Here is a 23445-nt window from a genome sequence, read left to right as displayed (position 1 = left end):
CCCCGTCCGAACCCTGGCCGGGCCCGGACGGGTGCCACCCGGTCCAGCCGTCAGCTGGCCGGTCCGATGAGCCGCCAGGGTTCCAGGTCCGAGTTGGCCCCGGTGCCGGGCACGTTGCCCTGGGTCCACCACTTGGCCTGCCAGACCTTGCCGGCGTACTTCACGGTGAGGTTCTCCACCGCTTGGGTCGCCGGGTTGTAGACCTTGCTGGCGTCCCAGGCCGGCGCCGAGCATCCGCCGGTCGCCGGGATCACCTTCGCGGCACCCCGGTTCTGCTCCGGCACCGAGGAGAACGTCGTGCCGCCCAGCCTGAGGGTGGTGTTCACCGGCCCGGTCGCCGGGATGTAGTAGATGATCGGCACGTCCAGGCTCTGCCCGGCCGGGATGATCTGGCAGTAGTCCAGGGTGAGGCTGACCCGGTGGAACGCGCCGGAGAGCCCGGTGCCGACATTCGGGCCGGTGTGCCCGGCCTGCACCTTCCACCGGCCGCCCTGGGCGCCGGTCTGCCAGTTGCCGTCCTTGATCAGCGGGGGTGTCGAGGTCGGCAGGTCGAAGGAGATGACGTTGTCCCTGCCGCCACCGATGGTCACCGCGGTGTTGTTGCTGATCCGGACGGTCGGGGTCAGCGGCCACAGACTCGCCGTGTCGGTCGGGTAGCGGATCAGGTCGACGCTCACGTCGAGGGCCAGTGCCGGACGCTGCACCGAACTGCCGGCACCGCGACTGTCGCCGTACGCGGCGGCGCCCTGGAGCCGTTCGTGCAGCCGGTTGGTCAGGGTGTAGCCCATGACGCAGGGGTTGTCCGGGGTCGCCTCGGCCGGGCATTCGTAGTCACCGGAGAGCTCCCACATCATCACGCCGCCCGCGCCCTTGCGGTTGACGTAGTCCACGACGTGATCCAGGCCCTCGGTGTCCTGGATGGAGAGGTAGGTCTTCTTCTCCGGGTTCCACAACCAGGCGGTGCGGGTGGTCGCGTCCCAGTGCCGGTCGTACGTGCCGGTGCGCCGGTCGTTCGGGTCGCTGTCCGGGGTGAGGCCGACCGCGTTGGCGTAGCGGGGGGTGAGGTCGCGTTCCAGGTTCTTGGCGTGCCACATGGGGTTGACCCCCGCGCCGACCTCCCGACCGTTCGCATCGCGGTCGTGCCAGATGTTGTCGATGCCGACCGCGCCGTCGCCGCACGGGCGGACCAGGCCGGTGCCCGGCTGGCAGGCGCTGCCGACGGATCTGCCCCACATACCGTTGCTGCCGCCGGTGACGTTGCGCCAGCCCCGGCTGTAGTACGGGATGCCGATGTTGATGCGTCCGGCCTGCATCGCGCCGCGCAGATGGTGGAAGGCCCAGTCGGTGTTGAAGTAGCCGATCTTCTGGTACTCCGGCGTGGAGTACAGGTCGCTCAACTCCGGGTCCTTACCGTCGTCGTGCAGGGCGGCGTTCGGGCCGACCACGTTGTTCCAGGAGCCGTGGTAGTCGTACGCCATCAGGTTCGTATAGTCCTGGTAGCGCAGCGCCCTCTGGTTCTCCATGCCCCGCACGAGATAGCCGGACGCCGACGTGGCGGAGGTGAGCAGGTAGTAGCGGCCGTTGGTGGCCGACGCGCGGTCCAGTTTCTCCCGCAGCGTCTTCATCAGGGCCGTGTACGAGGTCGGCAGTCCCTTGCGACGGGACCGCGCGTCGCCCCAGTCGTTCGGGTTGCCGGTGTCGTCAAGCACTGTCGGGTACTCGAAGTCGATGTCGACGCCGTCGAAGCCGTACCGGCCGAGAAATTCGACGACCGAGTCGGAGAAGGTGTTGATCCCGGCCTGGTTGGTCGTACCGTCGGCGTTGGTGGTCATGCCGTAGAAGCCGCGACTCTCCGCCCAGCCGCCCACCGAGATCAACGTCTTCACCCGGGGGTGCAGACGCTTGTAGGTGGTCAACAGGTTGAAGTGCCCCCGGTACGGCAGGCTCTGGTCCATTTCGGTGCCGGGGATGGACCAGGTCATGCCGGTGGCCGGGTTGCTCGGGCCGTCCGTGCCGACCGAGATCCGGTTGTTCTCGACCCGGGCGAACGCGTAGTTGATGTGCGTCAGCCGGGACCACGGCATGTTCTTGACCAGGTAGTAGGGCTTGCCGTCGGCGCCGGTGCGGCTGCCGTTGAAGTAGCCGATCACCCGGCGGCTGCGGCCCTGGCCGAGCCACTCCCGTCCGTCGCCCTGGTAGACGCGGCAGTAGGGGGTGCTGGCGCCGGCGGTCGGGATCATGCCGTCCGGACGGCACTGCGCGTGGTCGGTCGGCACCACCGGTCGGGTGCCTCCGTTGTCACCGCCGGCATGCAGCTCCATCGGGTCGCCGGCCCCGCCGTTGCGGCTGCCGCCAGCACGGCCGGCGGGATTGCGGGCGACGATCTCGTCGATCAGCTTTCCGCCCGGGAAGTCCATCATCACGATGCCGAGCCGGTCCAGGGTGTCTCGTCCGCCGAAGTTACCCGCCCGGTTCGGGTAGAACTCCGGGCATCTGTCGTTGCTGGCCCGCAGGCACTGGATGAGGAACTCGTTGACCCCGGTCGCCGTCGGGGTTCCACCGGCGACCGTGTACGGATGGGCCCAGTCCCCCGTGCCGCTCGTGTAGTTCAGGTAGAGCGAGCCCGGCTCGTGGTTGTGTCGGGTCTGCTCGCCACGGTTGGCGTCCCATACCCCGTTGGTCTTGCGCAGGTGTGCCCGGACCTTCTCCCATTTGTCGTCGATATCGCTGACCTGGGGAACGCTGTAGTCGTCCTGCGCGTAGCCCTCGTAGGATCCGCCGGCGGGGTAGAGCTGCCCGATGCCGTAGCCGCCGTAGATCCCTCCGGCCGGTCCACGGAACCCGAGCAGGACGATCTTCCCGCGTACGGCGCCGAGGGTCGGCGTGGTCGTCTGCTCGTTACCGTTGACGGAGTTGGTCCAGAACAGGCTGTCCCAGGCCTTACCCTGCCTGGTCTCGTCACCATTGCCGGTGTGGTAGCGCCCGGTGAGGTACGAGTCGAAGACCTTCCGGCGCCACTCGGTGCTGTCGTAGCCCTGCGCGTCGGCACAACTCGCTCCGCTGCCCAGACACTCGGCCTTGAGATTCAGCAGCACCGTCTCGGTCGGGTTCGCCCGCAGGAACGTCTCGATCTTCGTGAGCACGTCCGTGAAGTTGGCCCACTGGTAGTAGACCCCGTGGTGAACGGTGAACGTCAGTCCGGCGTCACCCTTGTCCACCCGGACCCGGATGTCGATCGACCGGATGCCGGCGTCCAGTTGGGTGGCCAGGGTCTCGGCGCTGTACCCGTGGCGTTCCTGCGTCTGGGTGAGGCTCGTCGAGATGAACTCGCAGTCGCCGTTGCCCGCCGACTGGCCGCAGAGCGCGAGGGTGTCATGGGTGCCGGGAATGGACAGGTCGGCCAGGCTGGCGTCATCCGACACCCGTGCCATCCAGTCCCGGTTCGCCTCGGCGGCGGACTTGATGGTGCCGTAGTGGTCGTTGGCGAAAGCTGGCGTGGCCGCAGCGGCGACGACCGTCGCGGTCGTCGCGACCAGTGTCGTGGCGAGCAGTGCGATCACCAGCCGTGGCCGTCGGGCTCGCCGCCGCCACCGGAGGTTCGGCGTCTTCGCCCAACCCGGTGGCGCGGATGCTGAGTGTGTCGTCGACATGGCAGACCTCCGGCAGGCGTGATCGCACGTGCGACCACGCATCGATGGAACTGCCTGAAGTCTTGGCGCCGCGCCACGTCGAGACATCTGTCAGATGACGACGATATGCGCCCCAGACGACTACGCAATTACCACCGATGCGGTGCCGAGCCCCGCTGACGGATGGTCTACCCGTCACGAATTCGTCGTGATCGAGCAGACGGGGAGACCACATGATCACCCAGACCGACGTCGCCACCACCGCTACGGCACCGACCCGCTGGCAGGACCGGACCGGACGCATCCTGATGGCGATCACCGCAGCGGCCACCCTGGTGCCGTTCGTCGAGGGCCTCACCCGCCTCGGTGACCTCCCCGAAGACCAGATCCTGACCGAATACTGGAGGACCTGCGCGTACCTCGTCTTCGCCGGCATGTGGGCCCTGCTGGCGGTCGCGCCTCGCAAGCAGCGCGGCATGTGGGAGCTCCTGCTGCTTCACAAGATCGCGGTAACCGTCCAGGCGGCGTTCATCCTCGATGTTCCGCACGCGGCACGGACCCTGATCGCCGACGCGTCCGTCTCGCTGACCACCATCGCCGGCTACGTGCTGTGCCGTGGCTGGTACGCCTGGCGTCGCGGAGCGCTGGGCCCCGACGACAACCGCTGACCGTGCCAGCCGTGGTGGTGGTCGCGCCGCCCGGCGCGATCGCGCACCCTGCTGCCGACACCCCGCACGCCTCGCGTCCTCAGTGGGGGACGGTCGGCCGCTCGGGTGGCTTGCCGCTGGCACGCATCAGGTCGGAGACGGCGATAGCGGCCAGCACGAGGACGGCAGCGACGGCCACGGTCAGCGGCGGCACGAGGGTCACGGTGGGCGCGATCCCGGCGAGCACGAGTGCGCCGATCAGCCGGGAACGGGAGACCCGGGCGAACACCGCGTGTTCCACCAGGGCGCGCCCGATCAGGAACAGGATCGGCCCGCCGAGGATGGCGACGGTCCAGGCTGCCTCGGTGTGCCCGAACGGGTGCCTGATCACGATTTCGTAGCCCACCGCGACCGCGACGATACCCATGACCATGAGGACGTGCGCGAGGAACGCCTCACGGATGAGACGAGGTGGCTCGCGAGCGGCGGCGAGCGCTTCGGGCAGCAGTTGGCCCGCCTTGAAGAGATAGACCCGGAACAGTAGCACCGTGGTGACGAACGAGACCGCGAAGGCCGCGGCGGCTCCGCCCTGCCGGGGCGAGGCGTCGCTGTAGGCGGATCCGGTCGTCAGGATGAGCTCGCCGAGGGCGATGATGAAGAACTGCCGGTACCGCTCGGATATGTACTCGGCGGAGACGGGCCACTGCTGTCGGGTGCGCAGCGTCCACGGCGCGGGGTAGAAGAGCAGCAGTGCCGTACCGTCGATGGCGATCGCGAGCGCCCACAGCAGCCCGCGTGCCGGGTCGGGCAGGACCGCGCCGGCGATCCACGGCACGGCGGACAGCGAGAACCAGAGGAGCACCCCGGCGGCGCGGCGCTGCGCCGCGTGACCGCGCAGCGCCGGCACGAAGACGAGACCACGGATGATGTGGACCGCGACGTACGCGCCGGCGAACGCCAGGCTCCCGTCGCCGAACGCCCGGGGCACCGTGACCGCCATGATCATGGCGCCGAGCATGGCCGTGTAGACCATCCCCTGGAGCTGCGGCGTCTGTAGGTCGTAGATGTCGGTGACCCACGCCGTGACGAACCAGAGGACGAGGAAGGCCAGCAGCAACAGCACCGTCTCGCTGGCGTCGGAGAGGACCGCTCTCCCCTCGGTGAGATCCTCCACCAAGCGGTGGGAGACCCGGTTCAGGGCGAAGACGAACACCAGGTCGAAGAAGAGCTCCAAGAGGTTCGGCCGCTCAGGTTGCCCTGGCTTACGAAGCAGCGCTGCCGCCTTCGTTGACATCCGGCCGCCGATCCTGCCAGCTTCGTTCGTCCTCCGAGAATTAATATCATTCCTGGCGTTTCGCCGGTGCTGTTACCGCGAGCGGCCGCGTTCTTTCACCCGCCGGGGCGGCCTCGTCAGGGCCGCGGAATGACGGCCGTCGCCACGACGACGCTGTTGATGATGGTCGCGGTGACGGTGCGTGCGACCGCTTCGGCGGCGGCACCGGCTCCCCAGTCGCCCTGCTCGAGTTCCTTCGCGCGGTTGATCACCGGGGTGGTCCAGGGAATGTCGCTGTCGAACTGGGGCAGCGTCCCGCTCGCCGACAGCAGCGCCCCGAGGGCAGCCACCCGGGGTCGCGGTTCGACGCCCTCGACGAGCACGTCCCGGACGTCTCCGAGGAGTACGGACCGACGACCGGTTTCCCCGTCCTCCAACGCCGTCGTGGTGAACACGCCGAGGGTCCGGCGGCGCGCTCGGCGGATGTCGCCACGGTCGACGAGACGGTCGAGCACCGGGGCGCGCAGCGTCGGCCCGACCGCCGCGAGGACGGTCTGCACACCGCGGGGCTTCTGCGCGACGTAGTCCCACGCGGAGCGCAGGATGTCGTCCGACGGCGGGCGGTCCGGAACGGCCTCGACCCGCGTCGACGAGCCCCGTCCGGAGGTGCGCACCTGCTCCCCGAGCGCCAGGTCGGCGAGCACCGCCCCGGCGAGTACGTAGAAGAGCGTGTTCTCCCCGGCGATCACCCCGCTGCCCCGGAAGCCGGCGTTCGGCTGGAACAGGAGCAGCAGGAGGTCCTCGGCGAGGCTCGCCTCCACCCCGTACCTCATGTCTTGTCGCGTGGCCATCGGTCCTTCCTTTCACGGTTGTGGTCGTCGGCGTTGGGGTTTTCGCGGTGTGGCTAGCGGCGGGGTTCCCAGCGGAAGAGCCGGTTGGCGAGCAGGACGGCGACGACGATCCAGGACAGGGTCGGCGCCAGCAGGACGAGAGATTCGCTCAGGGCGACGCCGCCGTTCCAGGCGTTCACCGTCAGCTCGGTGGCCGCGCCCCCGGGCAGCAGCCGTTTGAGCGTTGTGAGGTCGGCGGTGCCGGTGGTGCCGACCCAGGTGGCGACACCGATCACGCCCAGGCTGACGGGCAGGGTGGTGACCTGGGCGTGCTCCGGTGAGTTGGTCAGCCCGGCGGTGGCCAGGGCGAGACCGATCATCATGGCCAGGGTCGCGAGGACCGCCACCGCCAGCAGGGCGACGTTGCCCGGCTCGCCGGTGATCGCGGCCAGCACCGCCAGGATCGCGGTCACCTGCACCAGGGCGATGGCGGTGGCGGGAAGCAGCAGCCCGGCGAGGATGCCGGCGTCACCTGCGGCGGTGGACCGCAGCCGCTTGAGGAACAGGTTCTGTCGGCGGGACGCCAGGGTGGTCACGGCAGTGGTGTAGAGCCCGAAGGCGGCCACTGTGAACATCACGATGGCCGCGATGTAACCGAGGCTGCCGATGGCGGCGAAGGTCTCGTGCTGGCGGACGAAGAGGGCGCTCACCGCCACGGGGATGATGAGGCCGGTCACCAGCACCAGCCGGTTGCGGAAGATCTGGATCAGCTCGCCGAGTGCGATGGGAAGCATGCTTCTGGTCCTTAACGGGTCAGGAGTGGGCAGCGGGCGTGCCGCTGATGGCGCGGAAGACGTCGTCGAGCCGGGTCGCCCCGGCCTGGAGGTCCCGCAGTTCCACGGCGTGGTCCTGCGCCCAGCGGAGCAGGGCGTGCAGGTCGTTCTGCAGGTCGAAGGTCTCGATCACGACCTTTCCGTCGGGACCGACGACGGCCTGCGGCGGCAGCGTGGACACCGGTGCCGTCAGCTCGAAGCGGATGACGGCCGGCAGGGTGCGGGTCAGCTCGGAGACGGTGCCCTCCCGGTGGAGGGCGCCCTCGTGCATGAGGCCGATGCGGTCGGCGCGCTGCTGCGCCTCCTCCAGGTAGTGCGTGGTGAGCACGACTGTGGTGCCGTTCTCGCGCAGCCGGTCCACGGTCGCCCACAGGGCGTCGCGGGATTGGATGTCCAGGCCGGTGGTCGGCTCGTCCAGGAAGATCAGCTTCGGGGTCCCGTAGACGGCGGTCGCGAAGTCCAGCCGCCGCTTCTCCCCGCCGGAGAGCTGTGCGACCTTCCGGCCGGCCCGTTCGGTGAGGTCGACGAGGTCGAGCACCCGGTCGACGTCGTCGGTGCGGCGGGTGAGCCGGCCGATCAGGTGCACCGACTCCCGGACGGTGAGGTCTGGGGAGAATCCGCTCTCCTGGAGCATGACGCCCATCTGGGGACGAACCGCCCGTCGGTCCAGCGGGCTGCGCCCGAAGATCCGTACCGTGCCGGAGGTGGGGGCCCGGTGGCCCTCGATGGTCTCCAACGTCGAGGTCTTGCCCGCTCCGTTCGTGCCGAGCAACGCGTAGAGCTCGCCGGGTCGCACGTCGAAGGAGAGGTTCTTGACGGCGTGGAAATCACCGTAGGTGAGGTTCAGCCGGTCGACTTCGATGACTGGTGTGGTGGACATGCACCCATGACAGCGCGGATCCGCGCGAGCCGTCAGTGGCGCTGCGTCACCGCCGCTTGTGACGCAGTGTCACTGGTCGTCGCCGATGCTTGCCGGATACTGAGGTGGTGACCGCACGATCGGAGCGTTTCACCGAGTCGACGCAGGGACGGCTGCGCCGGCTCACCCTGGTGACGTCGCTGCCGCCCGTCCTGATCGCCGCGGCCGTCCTCCTGTTCAGCGACGCGCACACCTGGTGGCATTTCATCGTCCTCGCCCCCGGTGTCGGCGCGGCATTGGTGGCCTTCGAGCGGTGGACAGCGAACGACCTCGCCCGGGTTGCCCTTCCGTGTCTGACGGTGGCGGCGGCGGTGTGGCCACTGGGGGTGCTGGTGACCGGCAGCCCCAACGCGTACTGGGGATTCTGTGCCGTGGGCTCCCTGGCCCTGCGCGAGGTGCGGCGGAAGGTCCGGGCATCTGTCGCGCTCCTGTCCTACGTGGCTGTCGTCGGCGCGACGCGGCTTCTGGTGGAACGTGACGACGCGGGCGGTGTCCTGTTCACCTACGTCCTCGTGCCGACCGTCATCACCGTCCTGGTGACCGTCCTGACGGTCGTCGGCGAACGGTTCTACGACCTCATCCGGGAGCTCGAACAGACCCGGGAACGCGAGGCGGAGCTGGCCGTCGTCCGGGAGCGGGTCCGGTTCGCCAGCGACCTGCACGACATCCAGGGCCACACCCTGCACGTCGTCAAACTGAAGATCGCGCTGGCGCGCAAACTGCTGCTCGCCGACGCCGAACGGGCGGAGAAGGAGCTCCAGGAGACGTACGCCCTGGTCAGCGACACCATCGCCCAGACCAAGGAACTCGCGTACGCCCAGCGGCGGCTCAACCTCTCCACGGAGCTCGAGAACGCGAAGAACCTGTTCGAGGCGGCGGGCATCCGGGTGCGGGTGACCCGGGAGGCCGAGGTGAACGTCGGCGCCAGCGAACTGTTGGGTCAGGTGTTGCGGGAGACGACGACGAACATCCTGCGGCACGCGCAGGCGACCCAGGTGCAGATCACGCTCTCCGAGTCGGGCATCACCATCGTCAACGACGGAGCGACCGGTGACGGCCCGGGCGAACTCAGAGGGCTGTCCGCCCTGCGGCAGCGGGTGGCGGGTGACGGGGGTGAGTTGACCGTGGAACAGCAGCAGGGGCGGTTCCGGACGGCTGCGGTGTTCCCGCCCGTCCGTGCCCGCACGTCAGCGGGGGCACCGGAGGGCGGGCGATGACGACGATCGTTCTCGCCGACGACGAGGCGCTGCTGCGGACGGCGCTGGCCACGCTGCTGCCCATGGAGGGCGACATCACCGTCCTCGCGGAGGCGTCCGACGGTGCGACGGCGGTCGAGGCCACGCTGCGCCACCAGCCCGACGTGCTGGTCATCGACCTGGAGATGCCGGGCGTGGACGGGCTCGGCGCGGTCGCGCGGATCCGTCGTGAGCGTCCCGAGCAGGTCGTCCTCATGCTGACCCGGCATGCCCGGCCCGGCGTGCTGCGCCAGGCTCTGAAGCTCGGCGTGCAGGGCTTCGTCAGCAAGTCCGCCGAGCCGTCGCACATCACCTCGGTCATCGCCACCCTGCACGCCGGCAGGCGCTGGATCGACCCGGAGGTGTCCGCGCTGGCCGTCATCGACGACTGCCCGCTCACCGAACGGGAGATCGACGTGCTGCGAGTGACCAGCGAGGGCTACTCGGTGGCCGACATCGCCGCCCGGCTGCACCTCGCGCAGGGGACGGTGCGCAACTACCTCTCCAACGCCATGCAGAAGACCCAGACCCGGACCCGCCACGAGGCGGCGCGTTACGCCCGGGAACACGACTGGCTGTGACACCACCACGTCGAAGCCCGTCGGGTACGCAAACCGGGTGGCGGAACGCGAAAGCGACCTAACCCGACAATTTCTCCCCTAGGTTCGATGCGCAGGAGGCCGCCGAACCGGGGAGAGACGTGGACAGCTATCCGGCGATCGAAGATCACGGGCTCATCGGCGACCTGCAGACCGCCGCGTTGGTGACCTGCGACGGGACGGTCGACTGGTTCTGCGCGCCCCGCTTCGACTCGCCGAGCATCTTCGCCGCGCTGCTCGACAAGGACAAGGGCGGGTACTTCCGGATCGCGCCGTGCGACGTGCGGTACGTGACCAAACAGCTCTACCTTCCCGGCACCCCCATCCTGATCACCCGGTTCATCAGCGCGGACGGCGTGGCCGAGGTGATGGACTTCATGCCGGTCACCGGCGAGCGGGCCACCGACACGCACCGCCTGGTCCGCCTCGTCACGATGGTCCGCGGCAGCATGCGCTTCAAGGTCGAGTGCCGGCCCCGGTTCGACTACGCCCGCGAAGAGCACCAACTGGAGACCCACCGCCACGGCTACGTCTTCCGCAGCAGATCGGCGAGCCTGACGTTCAACCCGGTCGACCCGGTCCGGCACCTGATCGCCGAGCGCGGCGACGTCCGCCTCGAAAACGGCGACCTGATCGCGTACGGCACCCTGAACCAGGGCGACACCGGCGGAGTGGTCCTGGAGACGGGCGACACCGACCCGCGGATCTTCTCGCCGGAAGAGGTCCAGGGGATGTTCGAGTGGACCCGGGACTACTGGCGGCGCTGGCTCGAACGCTCGCGCTACACCGGCCGTTGGCGGGAGATGGTCGAGCGCTCCGCCATCACGCTGAAACTCATGACGTACGCCCCGACCGGCGCGATGATCGCCGCACCCACCGCCGCGCTGCCCGAACTCGTGGGCGGAACCCGCAACTGGGACTACCGCTACACCTGGGTACGGGACACGTCGTTCTCGGTGCACGCGCTGCTCGGCCTCGGTTTCACCGAGGAGGTCAGCCGGTACATGGACTGGCTGGACGAGCGGATCCGCGAGGCCGGCGACCTCCAGGATCCCCTGAAGATCATGTACCGGGTCGACGGCTCCTCCGACCTGCACGAGGAGACCCTCCATCACCTGGAGGGCTACCGCGGCTCGCGTCCGGTGCGCATCGGCAACGGCGCCGCCGACCAACTCCAGCTCGACATCCACGGTGAGGCGCTCTACGCCATGCACCTCGCCGACGAGCAGGGCATCCGCGTCTCACACCAGGTGTGGAAGAGCACCGTCCGGCTGGTCGACTGGCTCTGCCGTCACTGGGACCAGGCCGACGCCGGCATCTGGGAGAGCCGCCACCACCCCCGCAACTACACCTTCGGCCGGGTGATGTCCTGGGTCGCGCTGGACCGGGCCGTCCGCCTGGCCACCCGGACCGGCCGACCCGGAGACATCACCAGCTGGACCGACCAGCGCAACCGCATCTACAACCAGGTCATGGAGCGCGGGTACGACCGGGGTCGCGGCACCTTCGTGCAGGCGTACGACGAGAGCGTGCTGGACGCGGCGTTGCTCGCCATGCCGGCGGTCGGTTTCGTCACGCCGAGCGACCCACTGTGGCAGTCCACGTTGGCCGCGATCGAGCGCGAACTCGTCTCCGACAGCCTGGTCCACCGGTACGACCCGGTCCACTCCCCCGACGGCCTCCCCGGTCACGAGGGCACCTTCAACATGTGCACCTTCTGGTACGTCGAGGCGCTGGCCCGTTCCGGTCGCCTCGACGACGCCCGGCTCACGTTCGAGAAGATGTTCACCTTCAGCAACCACCTGGGTCTGTACGCCGAGGAGATCGCGTCGACAGGGGAACAGATCGGCAACTATCCCCAGGCGTTCAGCCACCTGTCGTTGATCAATTCGGCGCTGACCCTCAACGACCTGCTCGACGCCGAGGCCGACGCCCGACGCCGCCGGTAGAGCGGGCAGTCATCCGCAGCCGGCTGCCCGTGGATGGGCGGCCTGGGGCCACGGCCCGGAGGATCGTCGCCGTGGGCCGCAGGTCTACCAGGTGGGCGTGCCGATCACCGATCAGTGGGGTCGATCTGCCCGATCCACCGACGGACCGCCGAGAAATCCGCTTCGGTCAGACCCACGTACGGGTCGACGCGTTGCAGCAGCGCCCTCACCGGGTGGTGTGCCGCGACCCATCGGCGGTCAGCATCGCCCATCTCGTCGTCGAGCCAGACGAACGGGCGGCCGGCTGCCCACCGGGTGAGGGATGCGGTCTTCCAGTGCAGACCGTGCTCCGGATCCCCGTCGTCGTCCGGCCAGTCGACGACCGGCAGGTCGGGGAGCCCGAGCCGTGGCGAGATGACCTCGTTGGCCTCCGCCATCCAGGTCGTCGCCCAGATCAACTGGCCGCCCAGCGCCAACAGCCTCCGCCCGTCATCTGGCTCAAGCCGATCGAGCAGTGGGTTGCCGGTGCGGTCGAGTCGCCGCACGTCCGCACCGCGCGACGGGCGCTTCCGGCTGACTCGCCGAGCCCGGAACGGGATCAACGGTCCGTCGACATCCACGAATATCAGCGGGCTCTGTGCGCGGCCAGCGATCACGCCCGCACCGTATCGTGGGTTCATCCGATCCGCGCCGGGTGAGCGTGCGAGAACGGCTCCCGCAGACCGGGATCTACCCTTGCGGTCATGGCCCGCTTCTACCGTCGTCGCTGGGACGAGACGCGCGGCGACGAGTTCGACGCCTGGGGCCGGTCGGTCTGGTATTTCGAGGTGCACGACGACGGTTGGCCGGTTCGGCAGGTCGTGGTGTACGACAGCGGCCCGGTTCTCCGCTACGGACCCGGACGGAACGAAGACCAGTTCGGTGGCCTCGGACAGGTGAGCCTGGATGATCTCGATGAGGACTGGAGCCGGTTCGTCATCGCGGGTGCCACGTTCGAGGACGCCTGGAACTCCGCCGGCTGAACGCCCGAGCCCTCAGAGGGTGGTTCGGGAGCCGTTGTCCGGCCGATGGAAGGGCGGCCTCAGTTCCAGCCTCGTCCAGCCCGGGTCCACGCCTCCTGGTCCACTGGCCGAGGACCCTGTTGCAGCCACGTGACGATGCTCTGGGCGTGTTCCTCGGGGGTCCCCGCGGATGACGTCAGGCGGAGGGCATCGTCGAAGTACGGGAACGCTTCGGCCCGCTCGCGGACGAGCGCTTCGTCGAGATCCGTGGCTTGGTGACGTTTCCGGAATCGACTCACGGCCTCTTCGGGCGTCACGAAGAACTCGACGACCCAGAGCGACGCTGAGGAGCCGGCCAACGATTTCAGGAGACTGGCTCGCTGCTCACGCCGAGCGTAGGTGCACTCGAGGACCACAGTCTCTCCATGATCCACGAACATGCGGGCGAGGAGGTGCGTACCGTCGTAGGCGCGCAGACGATCGTCACGATTTCGATCGGATCCAGGGAACAGAAGGTCGAAGAGGGTGTCGACCTCCAGGTGGATCCGACGGTGGCCCGGGGAGGACCGCTCCGCAGCCAGAACCGCCCCTGCCGTGGTCTTGCCCGAGCATGGAGGGCCCGAGAGCACGATGATCCCGCGGCTGGTCATTCCCCTCGCGTTCCGTGATCGTTGAGGACCTGTCCCCGTCCGAACGGACAAGGTCTGGAAGCGCCTGAAGTCTATCCACCCGGACCTGCCGCAATCTGGTCGCCAGCCCTCGTCCACCGCTCACTCATCGCTGGCCAGCGTCGACGCGAAGGCCATGGGCCGCCAGATGCTCGTCGGCGTCCCGCTCGTGCTGCTCGGGAGGTCGCGCGGCTACTCCGGCCCGGTGGGCGGCTCGTCGTCTCCACGCACCACCCCATGGACGACTGGCGCCGTCTGGGCGGGAGCTACTTCACGGTGGAGAGGGTGCGGGAGAGCTGGCACAGCGGGTGGGAGGTGGCCTACTGGCGTCAACCCCTGGACGTGACGTGTGACGAGTTCCGCGCGGGAGGTTTCCTCATCGAGCGGATCCACGAACCGCGGCCGTCGGAGCGGATGCGCGAGCACTACCCGGAGGTCGCCGAGCGCCTGTCGTCCTGCCCCGCATTCGTCGTGTTCTCGCTGGTGAATGCGCGCGGTCGATCGCGTCGCGGCCCCGACGGAGGGTGAGCCCGAGACGGTTCGCCGTGGGTCAGGCCGTCACCCCGCAGACGCTCGTCGTCACCGCCGAGCCGGTCCAGGACCACACGCACCCGCGTCGCGACGTCGGCGCGCGGCAGCTCCACGCACCGGTAGCCAACCTCGCGGTACGCCTCGACGATCGCCGCGTGGATGCCCTGCGCCTGCTCGTAGCTCTCCCATCGTGCCTCGTCACGCCGGTAGATCGCGCGCCACGGCGGTGCCACGAAGACCGTCGGGTGATACCGGAAGCGGGCGACGGCGGCGTGGAAGTGAGCAGGCACCGCCTCGGCGCGGGCTCTGATGAAGCCGACGGTGCAGGGGATCGCATGGTCGAAGAAGGCGGTCCCACCGATCGCGCAGGCGTCCTCGTGGGCGCGCATCCCCATCGCGAGGACCAGTTCGTCGAAGAGGGCGGGATCGTTCCAGGGAAGCAGGCGGCCGCCGATCGCACGTTGATCGGTGACGATGGCACGGCCCGCCTCGGGTACCGCCCGAAATCCAGCCAGGTGCAGCGCGTCCACCAGGGCGGTCTTGCCGGACCCCGGTCCGCCGGTGATGACGACGAGGCGACTGTCCGGCGTCTCGTGATAGCTCATGACCCACTCTCCCCCGTCGCCCCCTGATCCTGCGGTGGGTTGTCGCCTCTCGGCGATCGACAAGCCTAACCGCGTCGAGCGGAGTCACAATGTGCTGACGATGGACCCATCGTGTCGCCACGGGGTCATCGGGGTCGTGGCGTGGCAGCATCAGCTGTCTGCCGCCACCGGACGCCGTCGTATCGGAGATGCTGATGAGACCCGCCCGCCACTTCACGGCTGCCGCGATCGTGGTCGACGACGACCATCGGGTGTTGCTGGTCCACCACAACAAGATCGGTATGTGGATCTATCCAGGTGGCCATCTGGCCGAGCAGGAGGATCCGGTGGAGGCGGCGGTGCGTGAGGTCCGCGAGGAGACCGGCATCCACGTCCGTGTCGTCGGCCGGCAGCCGTTCGTCCATCCTGCGGCCCGGACGATTCCCTCCCCGTTCGCCATTCTCGAGATAGACATGAAGACCGCCGCGCTCGAAGTCCACCACCACGTCGAGATGATCTACGTCTGCCGACCTGACGGGGGGATCCTGCGTCCACAACTGAAGGAGGTCAGCGCCTGCCGCTGGTTCTCGGCGGCGGAGGTCGAACACCTCGACACCCCACCGGAGCTGCCCGCACTGGTAACCGCCGCGCTCGGCTGGCTGGGCACCCGCAACGAGGAATGACGTCGGCGCCGCAACCGGAATCACGACACTTCACACCCGCCAGTGGGCGTGGGACCATCCGCTGGGGCTTCCATCCGCCGACAGCGAGGGGCCATGCATGACAGACCGCGAGCCCGGCTCCCACTCTCTTGAGAACCTCACCATCTCCCTCACACTGGCCTGTAACCAGGCATGTCGACACTGCTGGGTCGACGCCGGAAAGGCACAGCCCGACGAGCTCGACGACGACGAGATCCGGTCGGTTCTCACGCAGGCGCGCCGCCTCGGGGCTCGGCACGTCAAGTTCACCGGCGGTGAACCCCTGCTGCGGCCGGGCTTTGTGGACCTGATGCGCTCCGCGTACGACCAGGGGTTCCGCATCTCGCTGGAGACGAACGGCACGATCATCAGTGAGGTGACGCTGGGCGAACTCACCCGGATCGGTGACCGACTACACCTCTACGTCAGCCTGGACGGCGCGTCGGCGGCCACCCATGATTCCTTTCGTGGGCAGCGCGGGGCATTCACGCGTACCGTCGACAACCTTCGCCGGCTGCGCGACAACGACCTCTACTTCTCCATCCACACCGTCGTCCGCCGGGGCAACCTGCACGAGATCCACGACATCCTCGACCTGGCCGGCGACTTGGGCGCGTCCCAACTGAAGCTGATCCTCAGCGTGCACGAGCTGGGGCGCGGTCACGGCGTCGCCGAGGACGTCATCGACGCCGACGAGCTGTTCGACCTCCTGGCCCGCCTGCCCCCGCAGCGCCTCTGGGACTACGCCTGGGATCCGCACCGATCACGCACGCCGGTGCTGATGACCACCCTTCCGCCCGCCTTCCAACCGGGCGGCGCGACGACCACCTGTGGTTGGAGCAGATCCTTCCTGGCCGTACTCGCCAACGGCGAGGTGGCCATCTGCCAGGGCATGTACGAGTTCGACCAGGCCAAGGCCGGCAACGTTCGGGATCGCTCGCTGGCCGACATCTGGCAGGAAAGTCCGCTGTTCACCAGCACCCGGGCCTGGCAGGTCGACGACCTGGACGGGGTCTGCGGCAACTGCGCCGTCGCAGAGTCGTGTCGCGGGTTGTGCCGGGCCAGCGCCATCGCCCGCTACCGCGACCTGCGGGCTCCGTACCCCCTCTGCCAGGTGCTCTACGACGGCGGCCACTTCCCCGGGACGATGTTGCGCGACTCCGCTCGTCCCACCCCGTACGCCGAAGCGGAGCAGGCGGCGCAGGACGGACCGGTTCGGCGTCTACTCCCGCTGACAGCGCTGTCCTCGACCGGCCCCGGTGGTCGGTGAGGCAGGCGGTCTTCGTGGCGCCACGCCGCGTCGAGGTCCACGACGTGCCCGAGCCCCGGCGGGCTGCTCAGGAGGTGCTGGTCTCGGTCGGCGCGTGCGGGATCTGTACGTGGGAGCAGCGGGTGTTCCGTGGGGTTCGACCCGAGTACCCGCTCCTCGGCGGGCACGAGGTGGGAGCGGTCGTCCTCGACGCGCCTGCGTCGACGGGCCTGCGCTCCGGCGAGGTGGTCGCCGTCTCACTGCTTCCGCGGTGCGGTGACTGCCCGTTCTGCCGGGCCGGCCGGAGCAACCTGTGCTCGTACGCGAAGGCCTCGGGGCCGCAGCGCCAGCCCCAGGGGCCCCGGGGTATGTCCGACCTGCTCGTGGTCCCGCATGTCGACGTCTTTCCCGTCGGACCGGCGGCGACGTGCCAGGACGCCGCGTTGGTCGAGCCGACGGCCTGTGTCGTCCACTCGCTCGATCGAAGCGGATGTCGACCGGGAGATCTGCTCGCCGTTTTCGGCCTCGGGTTCACCGGCGCTCTGCACGTTGCCGCCGCCCGCGCCCGCGGCCTGCGCACGGTCGGCGTCGCCACAGCCCGCGACGCGAACGGACGTGCGCCGGTCGAAGCGGACGTGCTCGTCGAGCCGGACGGGCGGGACGTGGCGCGGTGCATTCGCGACACGGTCGGATCGGAGGTGGCTGCGGCCGTCGTCACCCGTGGCGGCATCGCGTCGATCGAGGCGGCGCTGAGCGTCGTCCGACTCGGCGGTCAGGTGGTCCTGTTCGAATCCGTGGCCCCGTCGGTTCCGCTCGACCTCAACCTGCCGCGCCTGCGCAGCGGGGAGATCACGGTGACCGGTTCCGTGAGCCACACCCGGGAGGACTTCGCCGCGGCCTCGGCGCTGGTGGCGTCCGGGGCCGTGCCGACCGAGGGCCTGGTCGGCCGAGCCTTCGACCTGGCGGACGCCCAGCAGGCGATGCTGCACGCGGTGGCTCACCCCGGTCGGCGGACGATGGTGCTGCCGAGACCTCGGTGACGGCACCGTCTCATCTCGACCGTTGGTCCGATCACGAGGTGGCGGCGAAGCCCTACGGTGCTAGGCATGCTGGCAGACGTCCTCGTGCGAGCCGTGGAGACGGCGGTCGGCGCCCACCTCCGCAAGCGTGACTTCGATCGGCGGCTGCGGACGGCCACCGACCGCGCGGTGGATCGTTTCCGCGACCGGCATCTCTCGGTCGACCGGGAACTGACCCTGTTCCTCCTGGACGACGCGCCGATTCTGGACCTACCCAGCGTCGGTGAGGCTCTGCGGCAGCTCGTGTTGTACCCGGCCCGGTCGGAGGACCAGGCGAGCCAGGACTTCGCGCAGGTGCTCCGACGCTTCGCCCCGTCGGTGGACGAGGAGAGGATCGACCGGGCGTTGCAGGAACTGGTCCGGTGCCTACGCGACGAGCTGCAGCACCTGCCGGAGCTGCAACCGTCCTTCGCCCTGATGTATCAGCAACAACAGCTCGAGGTGTTGCGGGCGACGGCTCGGCCGACCGCCCCGCCGCAGAGCGACCGATCGTCGCGGCACAATCTGCCCCACCGGACGTACCACCGGCTCGTCGGGCGTGCCACGGAGCTTGAGCTGGTGCTCAAGCGGATGCGTCCCGAGGATCGGACGTGGGTGGTCGTGATCGACGGCATCGGGGGCGTGGGCAAGACGTCACTGGCCCTGGAGGCGGCGTACCAGCTGATCGAGGGCGACCCGGGGCGACGGCAGTTCGACGCGGCGATCTGGGTCTCGGCGAAACAGACCCTGCTGACGGCACACGGCATCAACACACGGCAGCCCGAGCTGGCGGTGCTCCGGGACCTCTTCACCGTGATGGGCTCGGTGCTCGGACGCGGCGAGCTGATCCAGATGCCGTTCCGCGAACAGCGGGCCGTCATCGGGGAGCTGCTCTCCGGTGACACCAGGGTCCTGCTCGTCCTGGACAACCTGGAGACCGTCGACGATGACGAGATCGCCGCCTTCCTGCGCGACCTGCCCCAACCCACCAAGGCGATCGTCACGTCCCGGCACCGCCTCGACGTCGCCTACTCCCTGCGCCTGTCCGGGCTGCCACTGGACGAGGCGGCGCAGCTGATCGCCGCCCAGGCCGACCAGCGTGACCTCGTGCTGAGCCAGGCGGAGGCGTCGGCGCTCACCCGCAAGACGGGCGGTATTCCGCTCGCCATCGTCTGGAGCCTGAGCCTGATGAACCTCGGGCACTCGGTCGAGTCCGTGCTCCGACGTCTCGGCTCCGGTCACAGCGACATCGCCGCCTTCTGCTTCCGGGAGAGCGTCCGGGCGTTGGAGGGCACGGAGGCGTTGTGGGTGCTCGCGGCGATCGCCATGTTCGAAGATCCCGTTGACCGCACTCTCCTCGGCCGCGCGGCGGGCCTCGGCGAGGACGTCGTCGCCCGGGACGACGGCATCCAGACGCTGATCCAGCTGTCACTGATCGATCTACGGGGCGGCATGTTCACACTCCTGCCGCTGACACGGACCTACGTCGAGCGCCTCCTGGACGAACAACCCGACCTCCGCGACCGCGTACGTAGGGCCTGGCTGACCACCATGCTGGAGGTCGCCGCCCAGTACCGGCTCCCCGATCCGAGCTGGCGTGATCTGACTCGGCTGCGCTCCCTCGGCCCGCACCTGCACGTCGCGTACGGGTGGGCGCGTGACAGCGGGCAGGTCCACCATGCTCTGGCGCTCGCCGGTGCCGTGCTGGCCGACCTCGACGCCGTGGGCCGGTGGGACGACCTGCTCGCGACCTGCGCGGAAGTCGAAAGCTTCGCCTCCTCCACGGCTGCCGACGATCTGGTCCTGCACACCGGCTGGTACCAGAACTGGATCTACGCGCAGCGCGGCGAGTTCGACCAGGCGTGGCTTGCCCTCGATCGGGTGTCGCACCTGCCCACGACGCCCGAGGAACGGTTGCGCCATCAGGTCTGCTGCGCGCAGACGTGCCGTCGGGAGGGACGCCACGAGGAAGCCGCGGCGCACCTCGACCAGGCGCAGGCTTTGGTGCCCGACCTCACCATGCCGGCGGCGTCCAGCCTGGTGGCACACCTGACGTTCGAGGCGGGGAAGCTCGCACGCGACCTGGGCGACTGGGACGCGGCCGAGCGCGCCTTCCGCGAGACCAGTCGGGTGTTCGATCCCGAGGCCGTCACCCGGGCGCTGGCCGACGGCGAGACGCCGACGTACGACCCCGAGTGGGCGGTACGTGTTCTCGGGAACCTCGGCGTGGTCGAGCATCGCCGCGACAACCTCGCGTCAGCCTCGGCGTTGCTCCGGCGGGCGGTGGACTTCACCCGTGAGCACGGCAGTGCGTCCAACCTGGCAACACTCCTGATCCGTCTCGCCGACGTCCAACTGGACCAGGGCCGAGTGCACGAGGCCTCCACGACGCTGAGCGAGGCCACCCGGCTCGCCGCGCGGCTGGGGATGCGCGAGGAGGTCAGGGCCGGCGAGCGGCTGGTGCTGAAGCACCGTGACCTCAGCGGGGAGGCGGCACCGAGGCCTGGCTCCGAGTCGACGCCGACCGGATGACGGCGAGGCCCCTCACTCGTACCGGTACCTGAGCGCGTCGGCCTCCGCCTGCTCGATGTCGGCGATCGTCAGCTCCGGCATACGCAACTGGGCCAGCGTCACCTCGGCAGAGGTCGGCTGCGCGTCCGCCGGCAGCCACTGCTCCGGCTTCCAGGCCCCGCTGCGCAGCAGCGACTTGGGGCAGTGCGGGTAGACCTCGTCGATCCCCACCACCACCGCGCTGGCCGGCGGCTTACCCACTGCGGTCAGCTGCGACAGCAGCTCGGGACGGGTGGAGACGCAGGCCCGACCGTTCACCCGGAGGGTCGTGGTGCGCCCCGGGATGACGAACAGCAGCCCGGCGCGTCCGGTCGTCACGATGTTCTGCAGACTGTCCAGCCGCTTGTTGCCCGTCGCGTCGGGTATCGCCACCGTCCGTGCGTCCAGGACGGCGACGAAACCGGCGGGGCCGCCGCGTGGTGAGACGTCACAGTTGCCCTCGGCGTCCACGCTGGCGACCAGGACCAGCGACGAGCAGGCGATCAGCTGCCGGGTCTGCTCGGTGAGCTCGGTCATCTGCTTGCGTACGGCCGCGTCGCTGGGAAGTGCGTAGGCCTGGCGCAGCGTCTCGTGATCGCGGACAGCGTCGAGGCGCAGCGAGTCGAAGGCGCTGGCGGCAGGGGCTGACGTCATACCGCGACCCTAACCGAGCGTCTCGGCGGAAGCCGTCCCGAGAATATGGGCGCTTCCCGCCGGGGGCAGCAGATACGTTTCCGAATCGAAACGAAATAGGTGGCCGGAAGTGTCAACAAGGGAATCGCAATTCCTTGGGGCCACAGGCACCCCGGAGCCGCAAGGAATTGAGATTCCCCTCTCTGCCGGCACGTTTCCTGGCCGATGCGTAAAACAACTCCTATGCTTGCCGCCGAATGCACTGCGGCTCATCCGGGCCGAGGGGACACCACTGCGAGGACTAGCGAATGCGCCGGAAGTCTGCCCTCAACGACGGCACCACCGGGGTCAGCGACGTGACACCGGACGGCGAACCGCCGGCCTCCACCACGGAGGGCGTCGCGCGCCGCTCCGCGGTCGCCGAGGAGCAGGCGTTTCTCGACCTGGCCACAGCCCAGCGCGACAGGCTGGTCGACCACCTTCAGGTCGAGCTTTCGTCGGATGCCCTGGACCCGTTGGAGCAGGCCCGGCAGCGGATGCTCCGCCGACAGTACGAGGAGCTACGGCGTGCACGGGAAGGGCTGGTCTTCGGCCGGCTCGACGGTCGTGACGGCACAGTGCGACACGTGGGCCGGGTCGGCCTCCGCACCGACGGCGAGGACGCTGAGCCGCTGCTCCTCGACTGGCGGGCTCCCGCAGCTCGGCCGTTCTACACCGCTACGGCTGTCGACCCGCAGGGTCAGGCACGGCGCCGTCACATACGCACCAGGGATTCGGTCGTCGTCGGCGTGGACGACGAGCCACTGGACGGGACGGTCAGCGGGGAACTCGTGGGCGAAGGCGCGCTCCTCGCCGCCCTCGACCAGCGACGTACCGGCCACATGTCGACGGCGATCTCCACGCTGCAACGCGAACAGGACGACATCATCCGGGCCGAGGCGACCGGTCCGCTGATCGTCCAGGGCGGTCCCGGCACCGGTAAGACGGTTGTCGCCCTGCACCGCGTCGCCTACCTGCTGTTCGCCCACCAGAGGATGGCCGACCAGGCCGTCCTGGTCCTCGGCCCTTCGCCACGGTTTCTCCGGTACATCGCCCAGGTGCTGCCCGCGCTCGGTGAGACCGCCGTCGTCTCGGCGACCTGCGACACCCTGCTACCCGGGATCGGCGTGGGCCGTGACGAGAGCAGGCACGTCGCCGAGATCAAGGGCCGTGCGCTCTGGCAGCTCGCGCTGGAGAACTACGTTTCGTCGCTGCTCCCCCGGCCGCGCGAGATGACGGTGCGCTGGGAGGGTGAGTCCTACGTCATCGCCGCCAAATCGGTGGCGCAGGCGCTCGCCTCGGCGGTGCAGGGACGCTCGTACCACCGCGCCCGTGCGGCGTTCGCCGAGCAGGTGCACCACCTCCTCGCCGAAGCCGTCGTCGAGCATCGCGAGGCGTTGATGGCGGAGATGGAGGAGGGCTTCGAGGACATCCTCGCCCGCGTCGACAGGGACATGCGGCAGGACCACCATGCGAGCCGGAAGCCCGCCGGTAGCGACATCGACGGATTGCTGTCCGAGGAGGAGGTCGAACACCTTCGTGATCGGATCGCCGAGAACGCCACCATCGCCCGGTTCGTCGAGGCATGGTGGCCCACCCTCGACGCCGAAACCCTGCTGGCTGGTTTCCTGACCGACAGCGCCCTGCTGACCCGGTTCGCACCGCAGCTGTCCCCCGAGGAGATCACCGCCGTCTCGGCCGAGCCTCCACAGTGGGCACCGAGCGACATTCCCCTGATCGACGCTCTTGCCGACCTGCTCGGCGAGGTCGACGCGCCGCAGCCACAGGGCGAGTTCGTCGCCGACCGCGCTCGCCGGCAGCGCGGGTGGGTGTACGGCCACGTCGTCATCGACGAGGCGCAGGAGCTGTCCGAGATGCAGTGGCACATGGTGCTGCGGCGGTGTCCCAGTCGCTCCATCACGGCGGTCGGCGACATCGATCAGGCGGAGGCAGCGCACCGCCACACCAGTTGGGCGGAAGCGGTGCGAGCTGCCTTCGGCGACCGCTGGACCGCCGCGGAGCTGACCATCTGCTACCGGACCCCGCGTGAGGTCATGGAGCTCACCGCACCGGTCCTGAAGATGGCGGGCAGCCACAACACGCCGCCGCGGGCGGTACGCTCCTCCGGCGTCACCCCCTGGGAACTCACGATCACACCCGGCGAGCTTGCCGGCACCGCCGCCCAGGCGGTGCGACAGCTGCGGCAACGGTGGTCCGGCGGCACGGTCGGCGTGATCGCCCCCGCGGACCACGTCACCGAACTCCTGGCCGTACTGGATGACGTGCCGGTGCTCACCGCCACCCAGTCCAAGGGGTTGGAATGGGACGCGACGCTGGTCGTCGACCCCCACCGGATCGCCGGTGAGCCGCGTGGCTGGAACGGTCTCTACGTCGCCCTCACCCGATGCACGCAGGAACTCGGACAGCTGATTCTCAGGCGATGACCGACGAAGAAGCCGCACGCACAGGCTCCGAAAAGGTTGGATATCGACTCGATTCGATGTAGCGTGGGAACGCTCCCAGACCGCGTCCACCACC

19 protein-coding genes are annotated in these 23445 nt (G+C 69.2%); 10 read left to right on the top strand and 9 right to left on the bottom strand.

From position 1 onward, the window contains the following. Positions 1–50: 50 nt before the first annotated feature. On the bottom strand, positions 51–3650 hold the full coding sequence (locus tag O3438_RS01880) for a phosphatidylinositol-specific phospholipase C domain-containing protein (protein WP_269678249.1): 3600 nt from the start codon (positions 3648–3650) through the stop codon (positions 51–53). Between the two features lie 212 nt (positions 3651–3862). Between O3438_RS01880 and O3438_RS01875 the strand changes: the two genes are divergently transcribed. Beyond that, positions 3863–4297, top strand: a complete 435-nt coding sequence (locus O3438_RS01875; protein ID WP_269678248.1) for a hypothetical protein — start codon at positions 3863–3865, stop codon at positions 4295–4297. A 79-nt stretch (positions 4298–4376) separates the two neighbouring features. On the opposite strand, the gene O3438_RS01870 is transcribed toward O3438_RS01875, so the two are convergent. The 4 genes from O3438_RS01870 to O3438_RS01855 form a co-directional block, all read right to left on the bottom strand. Beyond that, the gene (locus tag O3438_RS01870; RefSeq protein ID WP_269678247.1) at positions 4377–5570 is read right to left on the bottom strand and encodes a low temperature requirement protein A; all 1194 of its coding nucleotides are present in this window, start codon (positions 5568–5570) and stop codon (positions 4377–4379) included. A 116-nt stretch (positions 5571–5686) separates the two neighbouring features. Beyond that, positions 5687–6400 (bottom strand): GOLPH3/VPS74 family protein, encoded by a 714-nt coding sequence (locus O3438_RS01865; protein WP_269678246.1) that lies wholly within the window; start codon positions 6398–6400, stop codon positions 5687–5689. A 53-nt stretch (positions 6401–6453) separates the two neighbouring features. Next, positions 6454–7173, bottom strand: a complete 720-nt coding sequence (locus O3438_RS01860; protein WP_269678245.1) for a hypothetical protein — start codon at positions 7171–7173, stop codon at positions 6454–6456. Positions 7174–7192: 19 nt separating this feature from the next. Beyond that, positions 7193–8092, bottom strand: a complete 900-nt coding sequence (locus O3438_RS01855; protein ID WP_269678244.1) for an ABC transporter ATP-binding protein — start codon at positions 8090–8092, stop codon at positions 7193–7195. Between the two features lie 107 nt (positions 8093–8199). Here O3438_RS01855 and O3438_RS01850 point away from each other — a divergent pair, with 107 nt between their 5' ends. From O3438_RS01850 to O3438_RS01840, 3 genes are all read left to right on the top strand, one after another. Beyond that, a complete protein-coding gene (locus O3438_RS01850; protein WP_269678243.1) occupies positions 8200–9348 on the top strand; it encodes a sensor histidine kinase in 1149 nt (382 codons plus the stop codon). Further along, a complete protein-coding gene (locus O3438_RS01845; RefSeq protein ID WP_269678242.1) occupies positions 9345–9947 on the top strand; it encodes a response regulator transcription factor in 603 nt (200 codons plus the stop codon). The genes O3438_RS01850 and O3438_RS01845 overlap by 4 nt, the downstream gene beginning before the upstream one ends. A 119-nt stretch (positions 9948–10066) precedes the next feature. Beyond that, positions 10067–11914 carry a glycoside hydrolase family 15 protein gene (locus O3438_RS01840; protein WP_269678241.1) on the top strand — a complete coding sequence of 616 codons (1848 nt, stop codon included), beginning with the start codon at positions 10067–10069 and terminating at the stop codon, positions 11912–11914. Between the two features lie 104 nt (positions 11915–12018). Here the strand turns inward: O3438_RS01840 and O3438_RS01835 are convergent, their stop codons facing one another. Further along, complete coding sequence (locus O3438_RS01835; protein WP_269678240.1) at positions 12019–12573, bottom strand: HAD domain-containing protein; 555 nt, start codon at positions 12571–12573, stop codon at positions 12019–12021. A 63-nt stretch (positions 12574–12636) separates the two neighbouring features. Here O3438_RS01835 and O3438_RS01830 point away from each other — a divergent pair, with 63 nt between their 5' ends. Further along, on the top strand, positions 12637–12915 hold the full coding sequence (locus tag O3438_RS01830; protein ID WP_269678239.1) for a hypothetical protein: 279 nt from the start codon (positions 12637–12639) through the stop codon (positions 12913–12915). Positions 12916–12974: 59 nt separating this feature from the next. On the opposite strand, the gene O3438_RS01825 is transcribed toward O3438_RS01830, so the two are convergent. Together O3438_RS01825 and O3438_RS01820 are read right to left on the bottom strand one after the other, a co-directional pair. Further along, on the bottom strand, positions 12975–13544 hold the full coding sequence (locus tag O3438_RS01825) for an AAA family ATPase (RefSeq protein ID WP_269678238.1): 570 nt from the start codon (positions 13542–13544) through the stop codon (positions 12975–12977). A gap of 443 nt (positions 13545–13987) precedes the next feature. After that, positions 13988–14698 carry an AAA family ATPase gene (locus O3438_RS01820; RefSeq protein ID WP_269678237.1) on the bottom strand — a complete coding sequence of 237 codons (711 nt, stop codon included), beginning with the start codon at positions 14696–14698 and terminating at the stop codon, positions 13988–13990. 194 nt (positions 14699–14892) lie between these two features. On the opposite strand from O3438_RS01820, the gene O3438_RS01815 reads away from it, so the two are divergent. From O3438_RS01815 to O3438_RS01800, 4 genes are all read left to right on the top strand, one after another. Further along, the gene (locus tag O3438_RS01815; protein ID WP_269678236.1) at positions 14893–15360 is read left to right on the top strand and encodes an NUDIX hydrolase; all 468 of its coding nucleotides are present in this window, start codon (positions 14893–14895) and stop codon (positions 15358–15360) included. 97 nt (positions 15361–15457) lie between these two features. Next, entirely contained in the window at positions 15458–16648 is a 1191-nt protein-coding gene (locus tag O3438_RS01810; RefSeq protein ID WP_269678235.1) for a radical SAM/SPASM domain-containing protein, read from the top strand. A gap of 44 nt (positions 16649–16692) precedes the next feature. After that, positions 16693–17667: a zinc-dependent alcohol dehydrogenase gene (locus O3438_RS01805; RefSeq protein ID WP_269678234.1), complete on the top strand. Its 975-nt coding sequence runs from the start codon at positions 16693–16695 to the stop codon at positions 17665–17667. 66 nt (positions 17668–17733) lie between these two features. Continuing rightward, positions 17734–20217, top strand: coding sequence for a tetratricopeptide repeat protein (locus tag O3438_RS01800; RefSeq protein ID WP_269678233.1), 2484 nt, complete (start codon positions 17734–17736; stop codon positions 20215–20217). 12 nt (positions 20218–20229) lie between these two features. Here O3438_RS01800 and O3438_RS01795 read toward each other — a convergent pair whose 3' ends face one another. Beyond that, positions 20230–20889: an MSMEG_1061 family FMN-dependent PPOX-type flavoprotein gene (locus tag O3438_RS01795; RefSeq protein ID WP_269678232.1), complete on the bottom strand. Its 660-nt coding sequence runs from the start codon at positions 20887–20889 to the stop codon at positions 20230–20232. 287 nt (positions 20890–21176) lie between these two features. Between O3438_RS01795 and O3438_RS01790 the strand changes: the two genes are divergently transcribed. Continuing rightward, entirely contained in the window at positions 21177–23351 is a 2175-nt protein-coding gene (locus tag O3438_RS01790) for a HelD family protein (RefSeq protein WP_269678231.1), read from the top strand. The last annotated feature ends 94 nt before the right edge of the window (positions 23352–23445 follow it).

Source organism: Micromonospora sp. WMMC250, from assembly GCF_027460215.1.
GTDB lineage: Bacteria > Actinomycetota > Actinomycetes > Mycobacteriales > Micromonosporaceae > Micromonospora > Micromonospora taraxaci.
Note: the sequence above shows the minus strand (reverse complement) of the source record. Positions and strands in the feature narration are given on the sequence as shown.

Coding starts and splice junctions, on each gene's coding strand:
- O3438_RS01880 (WP_269678249.1), bottom strand. CDS start 3,650: ATGTCGACGACACACTCAGCATCCGCGCCACCGGGTTGGGCGAAGACG.
- O3438_RS01875 (WP_269678248.1), top strand. CDS start 3,863: ATGATCACCCAGACCGACGTCGCCACCACCGCTACGGCACCGACCCGC.
- O3438_RS01870 (WP_269678247.1), bottom strand. CDS start 5,570: ATGTCAACGAAGGCGGCAGCGCTGCTTCGTAAGCCAGGGCAACCTGAG.
- O3438_RS01865 (WP_269678246.1), bottom strand. CDS start 6,400: ATGGCCACGCGACAAGACATGAGGTACGGGGTGGAGGCGAGCCTCGCC.
- O3438_RS01860 (WP_269678245.1), bottom strand. CDS start 7,173: ATGCTTCCCATCGCACTCGGCGAGCTGATCCAGATCTTCCGCAACCGG.
- O3438_RS01855 (WP_269678244.1), bottom strand. CDS start 8,092: ATGTCCACCACACCAGTCATCGAAGTCGACCGGCTGAACCTCACCTAC.
- O3438_RS01845 (WP_269678242.1), top strand. CDS start 9,345: ATGACGACGATCGTTCTCGCCGACGACGAGGCGCTGCTGCGGACGGCG.
- O3438_RS01835 (WP_269678240.1), bottom strand. CDS start 12,573: ATGAACCCACGATACGGTGCGGGCGTGATCGCTGGCCGCGCACAGAGC.
- O3438_RS01830 (WP_269678239.1), top strand. CDS start 12,637: ATGGCCCGCTTCTACCGTCGTCGCTGGGACGAGACGCGCGGCGACGAG.
- O3438_RS01825 (WP_269678238.1), bottom strand. CDS start 13,544: ATGACCAGCCGCGGGATCATCGTGCTCTCGGGCCCTCCATGCTCGGGC.
- O3438_RS01820 (WP_269678237.1), bottom strand. CDS start 14,698: ATGAGCTATCACGAGACGCCGGACAGTCGCCTCGTCGTCATCACCGGC.
- O3438_RS01815 (WP_269678236.1), top strand. CDS start 14,893: ATGAGACCCGCCCGCCACTTCACGGCTGCCGCGATCGTGGTCGACGAC.
- O3438_RS01810 (WP_269678235.1), top strand. CDS start 15,458: ATGACAGACCGCGAGCCCGGCTCCCACTCTCTTGAGAACCTCACCATC.
- O3438_RS01800 (WP_269678233.1), top strand. CDS start 17,734: ATGCTGGCAGACGTCCTCGTGCGAGCCGTGGAGACGGCGGTCGGCGCC.
- O3438_RS01795 (WP_269678232.1), bottom strand. CDS start 20,889: ATGACGTCAGCCCCTGCCGCCAGCGCCTTCGACTCGCTGCGCCTCGAC.
- O3438_RS01790 (WP_269678231.1), top strand. CDS start 21,177: ATGCGCCGGAAGTCTGCCCTCAACGACGGCACCACCGGGGTCAGCGAC.